This window comes from Micromonospora sp. SL1-18 (assembly GCF_047921505.1).
Taxonomy (GTDB): domain Bacteria; phylum Actinomycetota; class Actinomycetes; order Mycobacteriales; family Micromonosporaceae; genus Micromonospora.
On sequence record NZ_JBLROA010000003.1, the window covers coordinates 17,614 to 31,493 of the forward strand.

Genomic DNA, 13,880 nt, shown 5'->3' on the forward strand with positions numbered 1-13,880 from the left:
GTGTCGCTGTGCTCGGTCGTACGCAACACCGTGCCAATGTGGCCGGCGCATCTCCTTCCGAGCGGATCGTCCTCGGATACCGACTTCACGGGCGTCGTGGGCCTCCAGTCCCGGTACGGGCCGGGGGAGGCACCGCGGTACCTCTCCCCGCCAGCGAAAGGGACTGCGGTACCGCTGCGGCCGGCTCCGGACTTCCTACGGTGGTCTTGCGGCCCGGAGAGCGGCCGTCAGCCTGCACACCGAGAGCAAGGGCACGACCATGATCGAGGTCCGTCAGTTGGTCAAGCGGTACGGGGACAAGACCGCCGTGGACCATCTGGAGTTCACCGTCCGGCCAGGTGAGGTCACCGGTTTCCTGGGGCCGAACGGTGCCGGGAAATCCACCACCATGCGCGTCATCCTGGGGCTGGCCGCCCCCACCAGTGGATCGACCCGGGTGAACGGCCGTTGCTACCGCAAGCACGAGGCCCCGCTCCAGGAGGTCGGAGCGCTGTTGGAGGCGCGGTCGATCCATCCGGGGCGCTCGGCGGTGAGCCATCTGAACGCTCTCGCGCTCACCCACGGCATCCCCCGACGCCGGGTGGACGAGGTGATCGAGCTGGCGGGGCTGGCAGCGGTTGCCCGCAAGCGGGCTGGCGCGTTCTCGCTCGGAATGGGCCAGCGTCTGGGCATCGCCGCGGCGCTGCTCGGCGATCCGCAGACCGTGATCCTCGACGAGCCGGTCAACGGGCTGGACCCCGAGGGCGTGCTGTGGATCCGGGGCTTGCTTACCAGCCTTGCCGCCGAAGGGCGGACGGTGTTCGTGTCCTCGCATCTGATGGGGGAGATGGCGCAGACCGCGAGCAAGCTCATCGTGATCGGGCGCGGCCGGCTCCTGGCTGACACCACCGTGGAGCAGTTCATCCACGACGCTGGGGGGCATAGCGTGAAGGTGGCCAGCAGCGACCCGGCCCGGCTCCGTGAGCTGCTGCTCGGCCCGGACGTCGAGATCACCGGCGCGGCGGGCTCGGAGGAGCTTGAGGTCGTCGGGTTGACGGCACGTCAGATCGGAACGGTCGCGGCCGAGCACGGCATCGCTGTGTACGAGCTGACCCCGCGAGCCGTCTCTCTGGAGGACGCCTTCATGTCCCTGACCGGCGACGCCGTCGAGTACCACGGCGCCACCACCCCCACCCTTGCCAGCACGTCTTGGAGCGCTTCCTGATGACCACGCCATCCTCCGCCCCCGCCGTTCCCCGGACGGCCGAACGTCCCGTCTACCGCGTCACCGGTGCCCGGGTGTTGCGCTCGGAATGGGCCAAGCTGTGGTCTCTGCGCTCCACCTGGATCACGCTGGGCCTGGCCCTGTTCTTCCTGGTCCTGCTCGGCCTGATCCGCGCGTCGACCTACAGCCCCGGCGGACCCGGCTTGATGGGCCCGGGCGGAGGCAACCCGGGCTCCGCCGCCAACGCGGTCAGCATCGCCCTGACCGGGATGAAGTTCGCCGAGCTCGCGCTGGGCACCCTGGGTGTGCTGATCACCGCGGGTGAATACTCCACCGGGCTGATCCGCGCGACGCTGGCGGCAGTGCCCCGCCGCCTTCCGGTTCTGTGGGCCAAGAGTGCGATCTTCGCGGTGGTAGCCCTCGTCGTGGGCAGCGCTGGCGCGTTCCTCGCCTTCCTCGCCGGAGCGGGGCCGCTCCAGGGCACGGACGTCGCGCTGTCGCTCTCGGCGTCGGGGGTGCTGCGCAGTCTGGCCGGGGCGGGTGCGTTCCTCGCGCTGGTGGGCGTGCTCGGCGTGGCGCTGGGCGCGCTGGTCCGCTCCGCCGCCGGCGGAATCTCCATCCTCGCGGCCTCCCTGCTGCTGGTGCCTCTGCTGTCCGAGCTGCTGCCGGAGAGTCTGCGGGACGACATCAGCCCCTACCTGCCGGGCAACGCGGGTGGCTCGATGTTCGCCCTGCACCAGGCGGCGCACGCCCTCACCCCGCAGGCCGGGCTCGCCGTATTCGCGGGCTGGACCGCCCTGGCTCTGGCGGCTGCGGCCTGGCGGCTGGCCCGGACCGACGCGTGAGACGCTGCCTGGTCACACGACCCGCAGCACGAGGGCAGTCATCGTGAAAGTCCCTACCCCCACCGCAGCAATAGGTTCGGGTCACGCTCCCGCGTGGCCCGAACCGCTACGCAGGGTCCACTGGGCGTTCCGCGCCCACCCCTGGTGGTTCGACACCCTGTTGGCCGCGGGCACTCTGCTGCTCGGTCAGGTCACCTGGCATCGGGAGCCGTCCATCCTCCACGGCCTCGGCCCTGGAGCCGAAGTGCCCGGCGCGCTGGTGCCGATCACGATCGCGGTCCAGTGCGCCGCGCTGGCCTGGCGCCGCCGGGCGCCGCTGACCGTGTTCACCGTCGTCCTGGCCCTGTGTCTGGTGCACTGGACGACCGGGGTGATCCCGCGCAGCGACCTATGCCTGATGATCTGCCTCTACACCCTGGCCCGATACGCGCCCCTGCGGCTGCTGCCCTGGGTCGGCACCACCACCCTGGCCGCGTTGCCCATCGCCGCCTTCCGGGTGCCGCAGCTCCATCAGCAGTTCTGGGTCGGGCTGTTCTTCCTGACCAGCGCCGCCACCGCAGGCACCGCCCTGGGCCTGGTCGCGCGAGACCGACAGGCACGGCTCGCGGCGCTGGCCGAACGGGCCGCTCGCGCCGAGTCCGAGCGGGAACAGCGCGAACGGTTGGCCACCCTCGCCGAACGGGCCAGGGTATCCCGCGAAATGCACGACATTCTCGGCCACAGCCTGGCCGTCATCGTCGGCCTGGCCGACGGCGGCGAGTTCCAGATCAAAACCAACCCGGCCGCCGGCGCGCAGGCCCTGCACATCATCGGCGACACCGCTCGCCAGGCGCTGACCGAGCTGCGGCGCACCCTGGACGCCCTCCGTGAACGCCCCTTCGACGGCACTGCGACCGCGGAGAACGCCGAACTCAGCCCGCAGCCCGGCGTCGCCGACCTTGATCGGTTGCTCGACCATGTCCGGGCCGCCGGACCTCAGGTGACCTACACTACCGCCGGCGACCTCAGTCACCTGGCCCGCGACCTGCAGCTCGCGGTCTATCGGATCATCCAGGAAGCCACCACGAACAGCATCAAACACGCGGGCCCGCGCACCAGCGTGCGCGTCGCCGTCGAGGCCACCGACGAGGAGGTGCACCTCACCGTCACGGACACCGGCCCACCCGACCAGACCCCAGCCCGGGACGGCGGCCGAGCGGGCCAGGGACTCATCGGTATCCGCGAACGTGCGGCCCTGGCAGGAGGCGGCGCCACGGCCGGCCCCCGGCCAGAGGGAGGATGGATCGTCCACGCCATCCTGCCCCGCGCTGCCCGACCTTCGCCCCGACCGGAGCGACCATGACCACCGTTTTGATCGTCGACGACCAACCGCTGCAGCGGCTCGGGTTCCGGATGCTGCTGGATGGCAACGACGGAATCACCGTCGTGGGTGAGGCCGAGCACGGCGCGCAGGCCATCCGGCTGGCCGCACGACTGCGCCCCGACGTCGTGCTCATGGACATCCGCATGCCAGGCATGGACGGCATCGAAGCCACCCGCCAGATCACCGCCCGCGGTGATCGCTCCCGGGTCCTCGTCCTCACCACGTTCGACCTGGACGAGTACGTCTATCAAGCGCTTCGGTCCGGTGCCAGCGGCTTTCTGCTCAAGGATGCTCGACCGGAGGAACTCCTCAACGGCATCCGGGCGGTCGCCGCGGGCGATGCGGTCGCCGCCCCGGCACTGACCCGCCGCCTGCTCGATGCGTACACCCGCAACCCACCCGAGAGCGCGACCGGCACCGCCGAAGGCGTGACCGACCCGCGCCTGGCCCAGCTCACCGACCGCGAGCGCGAAGTCCTGCGCGACCTCGCCACCGGGCTGACCAACAAGGAGATCGCCGCCCATCTCCACCTGGCGGAGTCCACCATCAAGACCAACGTCAGCCGGATCCTCACCAAACTCGGCGCCCGAGATCGGGTCCATGCCGTGATCATCGCCTACGACACCGGACTCACCCGGCCCGTCCGCTGATCACCACCCCTAAAACCGACGTGGTGAGGACAGGTCTCAACCGTTTCAGCCCGAGCACCGCCCGCAACGTCGACTACAACGGCCGGCTCGGTGCCGGCACCAGCACCAGCTTCGGCTTCCTCGGCACGTGGAACGGCACCAACACCGCCCCCGCGGTGACCTGCACCGCGAGCTGACCAACCGGTGGCCGGGTCCGCACGGGCCCGGCCATCCGTCGGATCGGCGACGAGGCGGCATCCCGCCGGATCCTGAGTGGATCAGCCGGGGGCGGAGGCCAGCCGCGCGGCCCGCATCTGCAGGTAGCGCTGCTCCGGGAGGCTGGTGGTCCGGCCGGCCGCGGCCCGGTAGTGGGCCACCGCCCGCTCCCGGTCGCCGGCCATCTCGTACAGGTGCGCCCGGGCCGCGGCGAGGCGGTGGTGCCCGGCCAGCCGGGGATCGGCGTCCAGGGTGGCGAGGGCGTCCAGCCCGGCGGCCGGGCCGTGCACCATCGCGGTGGCCACCGCGCGGTTGAGCGACACCACCGGGTTTCCGGAGAGTCGCTCCAGCACCTGGTAGAGGGCGAGGATCTGCGGCCAGTCGGTCCGCGCGGCGGTGGGCGCCTCGTCGTGCAGCGCGGCGATGGCCGCCTGCAACTGGTACGGCCCGACCGGTCCCCGGGACATCGCTCGGGTGACCAGCGCGGTCCCTTCGGCGATCGCGGCGGCGTCCCACCGGCTGCGGTCCTGGTCGGCCAGCGAGATCAGCTCGCCCGACGGGCCGGCCCGGGCGGCGGCGCGGGCCTCGGTGAGCAGCATCAGGGCGAGCAGGCCGGTCACCTCGCTGTCGTCCGGCAGCAGCGCGTGCATCGCCCGGGTCAGCCGGATCGCCTCCTCGGACAGGTCCACCCGGCGCAGCTCGTCGCCGAGGCTGGCCGTGTGCCCCTCGGTGAAGATCAGATAGAGCACGTGCAGCACCGTGGCGAGCCGGGACTCCCGTTCGCCCTCGTCCGGCATCCGGAACGGCAGCCCGGAGGCCTGGATGCGCTGCTTGGCGCGGCTGATCCGCTGCGCCATGGTGGCCTCGGGCACGAGGAAGGCGCGGGCGATCTCGGCGGTGGTGAGGCCGCCCACCGCCCGCAGGGTCAGCGCGAGCGCCGACGCCGTCGACAGCGTCGGGTGGCAGCAGAGGAAGAGCAGGACCAGGGTGTCGTCCCGGTCCGTGAGCAGCGCCTCGTCGGCGGCCGGCGCGGTCCGCCGATGGTCGCCCTCCCGCCGGGCGGCGCGGTCCTCCCGGTCGCGCCGGGCGGCCTCGGCCCGGACCAGCTCGATCATCCGGCGGTACGCGACCTGGACGAGCCAGCCGCGCGGATTGTCCGGCAGCCCCTCGACCGGCCACTGGGTGGCCGCGGCCAGCAGCGCCTCCTGCACCGCGTCCTCGGCGGTGGCGAAGTCACCGAACCGGCGGGCGAGCACGCCGAGGACCTGCGGCGCCAGCTCGCGCAGCAGGTCCTCGGCGGTCCGCTCCGGGGTGCCCAGCAGTCACATCTCCTGCGGCGGCGCCGACATGACCGGGTGCACCTCGATCGGCATGTTCAGCGGTCGCCCGCCGGGGCCGGGCGCGGTGGAGATGTGCGCGGCGATCTCGACCGCCCGCTGCGGCGTCTCGCAGTCCACGATCCACCAGCCGGCGAGAAACTCCTTGGTCTCCGCGAACGGCCCCTCGGTGACCACCGGGGCGCCACCCTCACCCGCCCGGACGATCCGCGCCTGCTGCGGCCCGGCCAGGCCCTCCCCCTGGACCCACTCCCCGTCGGCGGTGAGCTTCGCGTTGACCTCGCCCATGAATCCGATGTGCGCCCGGATCTCCTCAGGCGTCCAGGTGTCGATCGACGGGAAGTCGGTCCCGGCAGCGCTGAACTGCATCAGCAGCATGTACTTCACGGTTGGCTCCTCACGCCTGTGCACCGATTCTCGGTGCTTCCACCCTCAGGTAGAAGCCGCCACCCCGGTTCTCGACATCCGTGCCGGAAAATCTTGGAGAAACCTCGGAGCGGTGTGCCACAACGCTCCGAGCGGTTGTGGAACTCGCCCGCCCGCGCCACCCGCCGGCACCCTGGCCCGGCGGTCCCGGCTGTCCCGGGCTCGGGCCAAGCCGCACCGGATGCCGAGATCGCCCACATCGTATCGGTCAAGCTCGACGGATAGCATGAACGGGCGTCATCCCCGCCACAGTTGCGTACTTAACGCGATCATGGCGGGGATGATTCATTTGTCGAGCACTCGGCATCGGCGTGTCTCGCCGTAGCACAATGCCCCGAGCTGGTTACCCGACGGTCTCTTGGCCGTCCAACGAACAGGGAGGCCGCCATGCGGACGATCAGGGGTGCGTTGTCCCCACTCCGCAACCCGGCGTCGCGTGCGGTGTTCGCTTCGATACTGGCGCACGGGCCGTCATCGCGCGGTGACGTTTCGCTGCGTACCGGCCTGTCGGCGGCCTCGGTGACCAAGTCGGTCCGGCCGCTGATCGCCGCGGGCTTGCTCGTGGAGGGCGACGCGCCGGGCGGCGGCGTCGGGCGTCCGGTGCGCGAGCTGGCCGTGCGGCCGGAGGCGGCTTGGTTCGCCGGGGTCAAGGTGACCGGGACCGAGGTGGTCGGCACGCTGACCAACCTCTCGAACGGCGCGCTGGCGGCGAGCCGGGCAGACCTCGCCGATCACCGCGTCCACACGGTGGTGTCGGAGATCGTCGAGATGGTGCGGTCGCTCCGCGCCGACGCCCACCGCATGGTGTCGGTGGACTCCGTGTGCGTCGCGGTGTCCGGCGACATCGACTGCGACGCCGGGCTGGTCCGGTTCTCGCCGTTCCTCGATTGGCGGGAGGTCCGGCTCGCCGAGCTGGTCGAGAAAGACCTCGAGATCCCGACCGTGGTTGAGAACGACGTGCGCGCGCTCAGCCTGGCGGAGAGTACGACGGGTGCGGGGGTCGGGGCGTCCGTTCTCGTCGTGATCACGATCGGTGCCGGCATCGGTTGCGGGATCGTCATCGACGGGAAGGTCCTCGCCGGCGCGCACGGTGTCGTGGGCGAGCTCGGGCACATCCCGGTCGGCGACCTCACCACGATGTGCTACTGCGGCGGCCTGGGGTGCGTGGAGGCGGTGGCCGCCGACCCGGCCATCGTGCGTCGCGTGAGCCAGGTGACGGGAGTCCCGCTCTCGACGATCAGCGAGGCTGCGGCACTGGCCCGGTCCGGCGGCGCGGCTGCCGAGGTGTTCGCCGATGCCGGTGCCGCTATCGGGCGGGCGCTCGCGACTGTCGCCAACCTGGTCGGGCCCGACCGGATCATCGTCAGCGGCGAAGGGCTCGCGGTCTATGACCTGTTCGCCCAGCACGTGCGCGCGGCGTTCGCGGAGCAGGCGTACGGCTCGGCGGCACAGTGCGACGTCGTCCTGCAGCCGCACTCTTTCGAGGACTGGGCGCTCGGCGCTGCGGCGGTGGCGCGCGACGCCTTCCTGCACGGCCGGTCCTGACTTCGCTGGGTGGGATTATCGCTGAATTTCTTGACGGACGAAAAAAACGTCCATTAGCCTCGCTGTGCCCTTCCTCATCAGGCGACTCGCACTCGAGGAGACCCCCCATGACAGCACTCAAAGCGCCCGTGGCGCGGCCGGCATGGCGCGGCCGCGCGCCGGTGCGGCTGGGCCTGGCGTTCGCGCTGGTGCTCGGCGTACTCGCTCCACCCCCCGCACATGCGGCTGGCGCCGCCGAGCCGGGCTCGGCTCCTCAGGCCGCCGGCAGTGTCCAAGGCCCTGAGGCGGGTTCCAACTTTGCCCGACGGGGAACCGGAACCCTGGGTTGGCACGCGACGCAGTACTCAAGCCAGTTCACCGAAGCGCGCATGATCGCCAACACGGACATGATCGCGAACGACTTCAAGCCCTTCGGTTACGAGTACATCGCCCTCGACGGCTGGATCAACGACGGCACCGATCACAACGAGAACGGCTACACCGTCCGCTACAAGAAGTGGCAGCACGACTTCGCGTACTGGGCCGACTACGTCCATTCCAAGGGCCTGAAGTTCGGCATGTACTACAACCCCTCGTGGGTGCTGCGTTCGATAGCTGACGATCCGTCCGTCAAGATCAAGGGCACCGACATTCCGATCAAGGACATCGTTCACCCAGGCGATGCCAGCAAGACGTTCGAGGACTGGTACATGGTCGACCCGAGTCGGCCAGGTGCGGAGCAGTACGTCAAGGGAATGGTGGAGTACTACAAAAGCGTCGGTGTCGACCTGATGAAGGTCGACTTCATCAGGCTGTTCGACGATGCCTATGGCCCGGCGGCGACCGAGACCTTCTACCGCTGGATGAGAGAAGCGGCGGGCGATCAGCTGGTCCTCTACTACGCCAACCAGAAGAACCGCAACCACGCCGCGGCCGAGAGCCAGTACGCCGACATGATCAGGGCCAGTGAGGACTGGCGGCAGAACGTCTGGTACCACACGAGCTCACGGAATCGGGGCCAGGTCCAGGACAACAAATGGCCGCCGGCGTACAACCTGTTCGACGGTCTCGTCCACCTGTCTGATCTCTCCGGGCCGGGGAAGGTCGTACTGGACGGTGACTACAGCGTACTGAGCACCTCGACCAGCGCCGCCGAGAAGCAGACGAGGATCAGTCTGCTCGCCATGGCCGGCAGCAGCATCAACATCGGCGACAACTTCCAGAACATGGGCCGGAACGACGTCTACTACAAGAACACCGAAATCCTCGACATGAACATGAGGGGATTCGTCGGGAAGCCGCTGGTGCGAAACGTCAGCGATCCCCGCAGTCAGATCTGGACCGGTCGGTTCGCCGACGGCACCACAGTGGTCGGCCTGTTCAACCGCGAGGACACGGCGCAGGTGCGATCGATCGACTTCGCCGCGGACCTGGGACTGAGCGGCGACAATCTCGTCGGCGACATGTGGTCGCATTCCCTGCTCGGCCGGATGTCGTCGTACAGTGCAACGATCGAGCCGCATGGCGTCAAGTTGCTGAAGATCGGCAAACTGTTCGCGGAGCCTTCCGGCGGCTTCTTCACCGGACCGCAGCCGATCACCGTGCATTCCATCGATGCGAATGCGCAGATTCGTTACACGACGAACGGCACCGAACCCACGGCCGACTCGCCGGTGTATTCGGGTTCCTTCGTGCTGGGCGAGCCGGGATTGGTGCGGGCCAAGGTCTTCAGCGGCGACGGGCAGGGACAAGATGCTCAGGTGCAGCTGCTGCGGACCTCGACGAACGCGGTGGCGCAGCTGGCGGCCGGCATCACGGCGGTTTCGGCGCCGGAGAAGGGAGCGACCCGCCTGGAGCTGCCGACCGTTCCGGCCGGCTACACGATCCAGATCAAGAGTTCGGACGCTACTGCTGTCATCGACACTAACGGCGTCATCACCCAGCCGGACGCGGACAAGACCGTCAACCTGACGCTGGAGGTTGTGCGGACGGCTGACGGGTTGCGGGCGGACACCGACCCGATTCCGGTCGTCGTCCCCGGCAAGCGGCCGGTGCTGAGCATCGACGGCGCCCGGTACCCGGTGGGTGCAGGGGACGGAGACGTGGACGGCCTGGAGGCCGCGAATGGTGCCTACACGTTGGGTATGACCTGGCGTTCGGGCGTCCTGACGGAGGTCCGGCTCAAGGCGCACCAGGACCGGCAGGCGACGTTGCGCAACGAGATGTTCACCGGGCCGGTCCAGATCTACGGGGCCGGTGGCAAGGGAGTCGGCCACACTATTGCCGGCGACACACTGACCCTTCCAGTACGCAGCGGCCAGGACTATCGGATCGTCGCGCAGGCGGTCGTGAGCGTCGACGCGTCCCAGGAGGCACAGAAGCCGGGTTCCACCCTGCCGGTGAAGGTCACGGTCGTCGCGGCCGACCGGCAGGCCGTACCGGCCACCTCGGTACGCCTCGAGGCGAGCCCCGACTGGTCGGTGGGTCCGGAGTCGGTGAAGCTGCGCGCGCTCACGCCCGGTGGCGGGAAGGGCACCGCCGAGTTCACGGTCGGGATCCCGAAGGGAACGCCGGACGGCAAGTACCAGCTCACCGCGGTGGTCAGCTCCGACGAGTGGTCGGTGCGGGTCCCTGTCGACGTCGAGGTCCTGTGGCGCAACCTGGCGCTGCGTAAGACCGCGACCCAGTCCAGCTTGTCGAGCGGCGGCGTGCCTGCGCGGGCGGTGGACGGGAACACCAACGGGGCGTGGAGCGCTGGCTCTGTCACCCACACCGACTTCAAGGACCAGTCGTGGTGGCAGGTCGACCTCGGCGAGGGCAACCAGATCGACCAGATCGCGGTCTGGGGTCGCACCGACAGTTGCTGTGTCACCCGGCTCACCGACTACTACGTGCTGGTCTCGGATGTGCCGTTCACGTCCGACTCGCTGGCGGAGACGCTGGCCCAGCCGGGGGTGTGGGCCAGTCATCAGGCCGGCCCGCCCACCCCGGTAACCCGTATCGACGTGGGCCGTACCGGCCGCTACGTACGGGTACAGCTGGCCGGGAACAACGCCCTCTCCCTCGCGGAGGTCCAGGTGTTCGGCGGCCAGTAGGCCGGCCCGTACCTGGCTGACGGCGACGCGGCCCCGCAGGCTTTGCCTGCGGGGCCGCGTCTGTCGAGTCCCAGGTAAGTTTCGGAACGCGTCCGGACACTACGTGGTGTGAGCGAAAAACACGCAGCAGAGCAGGAACAGCGATTCGTGGCGCTCTGGACCGAGCACGGGCCCCGGGTTATGGCGTACGCGTTGCGGCACCTCGACTCCGACACCGCCCAGGACGTGGTGTCGGAGACGTTCCTGGTGGCCTGGCGGAGGCTCGCAAGCGTTCCGGACAACCCGTTGCCCTGGTTGCTCGTGGTGGCTCGCAACACCATCTCCAACCTGCGCCGATCCAACCATCGGCAGGAACGGGTGACCGCCGATCTGGAGCGGTTCCGGCAGGTCGCGGAGCCGGCTGCCGCAGCCGGCGTCCTCGCCACGGAACGCGCAGCCGTGCTGGCTCAGCTGGCGGCGCTGACCCCCACAGAGCGGGAAGCGCTGCTGCTCGCCTGGGACGGCTTGACCGTTGCTGATTCCGTAGTCGGATGTCAGCAATCCCGGCCTTTCGGCTGGGAAGGTCCGTAACGGTGTCACCGGAGCGCGGGGTGCGCTTCGGTGTCCTGATGACGGTCTCGCGTTTCCTGCTGCCGTTGGTGCGGCAGGGTTGCGCCACCTGCCCGCCCACCCGCGGCCTTGCGGCTGCGGGTGGTGGTGGTGCGGGTCTTGCGGTCGGCTCCACGCGGTTTCGGCGCTTGCACGCCCGGGTCTCCGGCCACTCCGGTACCCGTTGCTTCTGCCACCGCCATGGCGGCAAGGTTGCGGGCTGCGTTCTCGTCCCGATCCATGACCAGATCGCAGGCATCGCAGCGGAACACTCGCACGTGCAGCGGCAGCTTGGCTTTCACCACGCGGCAGGCCGAGCAGGTCTTGCTGGAGGGATACCAGCGATCGGCCACTACCCGCCGACCACCATTCCATCCGGTTTTATACCCCACCTGCCGGCGAATCTCCCCGAACCCTGCGTCAGCGATCTTACGGGCCAGGCGCCGGTTACGGAGCATGCCGGCCACGTTGAGATCTTCCACCACGACGGTGCCGTACTCGCCGGTGATCTTGGTCGTGAGTTTGTGCAGCCCGTCAGCACGCAGATTCGCCACCCGATGGTGCACGCCGTTGCGTTCGGCGTTGGCGACCGCCCATCGTCTGGACGGCTTGCGCCCGGTGCGCCGGTCCGGCCCCTGCCGGCGCGAGACCCGGCGGGAGAGCCGTTTGAGGTGCTTGAGCGCGGCGTCGTAGTGCGCCGGGTTCGGCACGAACCGCACCTCGCCCCGGTTGTCGGCGATCACCGCGAGGCACTTCACACCCAGGTCCACCCCCGCCACCACATCCGGGCGGGCCGGAGCGCGGTCGGCACGCTGGATCTCGACCTGGAAGGCCACGAACCACCGACCCCGCTCGAACCTGACCGTGGCCGACAAGATCCGAGCGGTGCCGTTCGCGATACGCCGTTGCAGCTTGCGCGTGGACTCGTGGGTACGGATCATCCCGAGCCGCGGCAGCGTCACATGCCGCCGGTCCGGCTCCACCCGGATGGCGCCGGTAGTGAACCGGCACGCCAGCCGAGCCTTGTGCTTCGACTTGCGCCGGGGCATGCCCACGCGCTTTCCTTTGCGCTGCCCGCGCTTGGAGGTGGCGTAGTTGTCGAACGCCGCCGCCGCGTTCGCCAGGCCCGTGCTGTACGCCTCCTTCGAGTTCTCCTCCCACCAGCCGGCGAAACGCGGATCGGTCTTCTTGACCTCGTTGAACACCTTCCGCAACACAGGCAGCGACCACGGCCGCCACGGCGTCAACCCCTCTACGGCGACGCCGTACGAGGCCTCCGCCTTCCGCTGCCACCACGACGCCATCACCCACGACACAGCCCAGTTGTAGGCGGCGCGAGCCGCACCACAATGCGACCGCAGCCGCTGCTCCTGCCCGGCGTTCGGATCCAACGCGAAACGAAACGCCTGCATTACGAAACCGGGTCGCGGCACGAACTTCCTCACACCAACGACTCCCCGCCGCCCGCGGCGGCCACAGCACGGGCGGCACGCATCTTGCCTGCCCGCTGCCCGTACAGCCGGGCGCACATCGACGTCAACACGTCGGCCATGTCCTTGACCAGGTCGTCCTTGGATGCCTCCGGGTCGAGGATCACCAGGCGACGCCCGGTCGCGGCGAGCGCGGCTTGCAGGTGCTCCACACCGAAGCGGGCCAGCCGGTCCTTGTGCTCGACCACGATCACCGCCGCAGTCGGGTCGGCGAGGAGGCGATGCAGCTTGCGGCGCTTGCCATTCAGGCCGGAGCCGACCTCAGTCACGATCTCCGCCACCGCCAGGCCCTGCGCGTTCGCCCCCTCCACAACCCGCACGGTCTGCCGGTCCAGGTCACCCTTCTGCTCGCTGGAGGACACGCGACAGTAGGCGACCACGCGACCGGCCGCAGCCGGGGCCCCCTCCACAATCCACGTACCAGACGGCGCCTGACGGACAGGAACGGGCATCTTGCCGTCCTTCACCCACCGCCAGGCCGTCTGATAGGTCACGCCCTGCTCGCGTGCCCAGTCTGAGAGCTTCACGCCCCCACAGTACATGTAAATGTCCGACTATGACTGCCCATAAAACCCGGATCTGTTGCCAACCCCCCAAGCAGGCGGCGCGGGTGGCGGGATGCTCGCTACCGGCCTTCCACGTGCGTCTCTTTCGCGCGGCGGCGACTGCGGGCCGAAGGCGAGGCGGAGGCGTCAGCTCCCGTCGACGCGGAATCCCAACGTCCACTCCCAGCCGTAGGAGGCGCCGCATGACCACGAACCGCGACATGATGGCCACCGTTGAGAAGCTCAGGCCGGTCACCACGGTTGTTGACCGTTGGCCTGCTCCGGCCAGGAACGCGGCGCTGGAACGACTGTTGGTCGCCGCCGCGGACAGCCCGCCGGAGCCCTCTCGGCGATCGCGTCGGCGGCGCGTACTGCTCACCGCCGTGCTGGCCATCGGGCTTGTCTCGGCGGGTGCGGGCGTGGCCGCCGCCGGAGGGCTGCTGCCCGAGTCGTTCACCAGGCCGTTGTCGTTCTGGGCGACCGAAACCGGCGGCGCGGTGGACGCGCAGACGGCGCGGCGGGTGGTCCAGGCGCCGGGCCCCGACGGCAAGGTCCTGTCGGTCTGGTCCGCCACCGGCCAGGACGGCAGCACCTGTGTCGCCCCGTTGTTCGAACCGC

11 protein-coding genes and 1 pseudogene are annotated in these 13,880 nt (G+C 69.7%); 8 read left to right on the plus strand and 4 right to left on the minus strand.

What is annotated here, in order from left to right:
- The first annotated feature begins 259 nt into the window (after positions 1 to 259).
- The 5 genes and pseudogenes from ACNAW0_RS01845 to ACNAW0_RS01865 all read left to right on the plus strand — a co-directional run.
- Complete coding sequence (locus tag ACNAW0_RS01845) at positions 260 to 1,204, plus strand: ATP-binding cassette domain-containing protein (RefSeq protein WP_416285878.1); 945 nt, start codon at positions 260 to 262, stop codon at positions 1,202 to 1,204.
- Positions 1,204 to 2,049 carry an ABC transporter permease gene (locus tag ACNAW0_RS01850; protein ID WP_416285879.1) on the plus strand — a complete coding sequence of 282 codons (846 nt, stop codon included), beginning with the start codon at positions 1,204 to 1,206 and terminating at the stop codon, positions 2,047 to 2,049. Before ACNAW0_RS01845 ends, ACNAW0_RS01850 begins: the two co-directional genes overlap by 1 nt.
- A 43-nt stretch (positions 2,050 to 2,092) precedes the next feature.
- A complete protein-coding gene (locus tag ACNAW0_RS01855) occupies positions 2,093 to 3,391 on the plus strand; it encodes a sensor histidine kinase (protein ID WP_416285880.1) in 1,299 nt (432 codons plus the stop codon).
- Positions 3,388 to 4,062 carry a response regulator gene (locus ACNAW0_RS01860; RefSeq protein ID WP_416285881.1) on the plus strand — a complete coding sequence of 225 codons (675 nt, stop codon included), beginning with the start codon at positions 3,388 to 3,390 and terminating at the stop codon, positions 4,060 to 4,062. The genes ACNAW0_RS01855 and ACNAW0_RS01860 overlap by 4 nt, the downstream gene beginning before the upstream one ends.
- Positions 4,063 to 4,100: 38 nt before the next feature.
- Positions 4,101 to 4,238: pseudogene (locus ACNAW0_RS01865) on the plus strand (cellulose binding domain-containing protein); the annotation flags it as partial.
- A gap of 81 nt (positions 4,239 to 4,319) precedes the next feature.
- Here ACNAW0_RS01865 and ACNAW0_RS01870 read toward each other — a convergent pair.
- Positions 4,320 to 5,513 carry an RNA polymerase sigma factor gene (locus ACNAW0_RS01870; protein WP_416285882.1) on the minus strand — a complete coding sequence of 398 codons (1,194 nt, stop codon included), beginning with the start codon at positions 5,511 to 5,513 and terminating at the stop codon, positions 4,320 to 4,322.
- A 66-nt stretch (positions 5,514 to 5,579) separates the two neighbouring features.
- The gene (locus tag ACNAW0_RS01875; RefSeq protein ID WP_416286018.1) at positions 5,580 to 5,972 is read right to left on the minus strand and encodes a YciI family protein; all 393 of its coding nucleotides are present in this window, start codon (positions 5,970 to 5,972) and stop codon (positions 5,580 to 5,582) included.
- Positions 5,973 to 6,407: 435 nt separating this feature from the next.
- On the opposite strand from ACNAW0_RS01875, the gene ACNAW0_RS01880 reads away from it, so the two are divergent.
- From ACNAW0_RS01880 to ACNAW0_RS01890, 3 genes are all read left to right on the plus strand, one after another.
- Positions 6,408 to 7,565, plus strand: a complete 1,158-nt coding sequence (locus tag ACNAW0_RS01880) for an ROK family transcriptional regulator (RefSeq protein ID WP_416285883.1) — start codon at positions 6,408 to 6,410, stop codon at positions 7,563 to 7,565.
- Positions 7,566 to 7,933: 368 nt separating this feature from the next.
- Positions 7,934 to 10,639, plus strand: a complete 2,706-nt coding sequence (locus ACNAW0_RS01885; protein ID WP_416285884.1) for a discoidin domain-containing protein — start codon at positions 7,934 to 7,936, stop codon at positions 10,637 to 10,639.
- Positions 10,640 to 10,747: 108 nt separating this feature from the next.
- On the plus strand, positions 10,748 to 11,209 hold the full coding sequence (locus ACNAW0_RS01890; protein WP_416285885.1) for an RNA polymerase sigma factor: 462 nt from the start codon (positions 10,748 to 10,750) through the stop codon (positions 11,207 to 11,209).
- Between the two features lie 5 nt (positions 11,210 to 11,214).
- Here ACNAW0_RS01890 and tnpB read toward each other — a convergent pair whose 3' ends face one another.
- Entirely contained in the window at positions 11,215 to 12,672 is a 1,458-nt protein-coding gene (gene tnpB / locus ACNAW0_RS01895) for an IS607 family element RNA-guided endonuclease TnpB (protein WP_416285886.1), read from the minus strand.
- Positions 12,669 to 13,244, minus strand: a complete 576-nt coding sequence (locus ACNAW0_RS01900; RefSeq protein WP_416285887.1) for an IS607 family transposase — start codon at positions 13,242 to 13,244, stop codon at positions 12,669 to 12,671. Before ACNAW0_RS01900 ends, tnpB begins: the two co-directional genes overlap by 4 nt.
- Between the last annotated feature and the right edge of the window lie 636 nt (positions 13,245 to 13,880).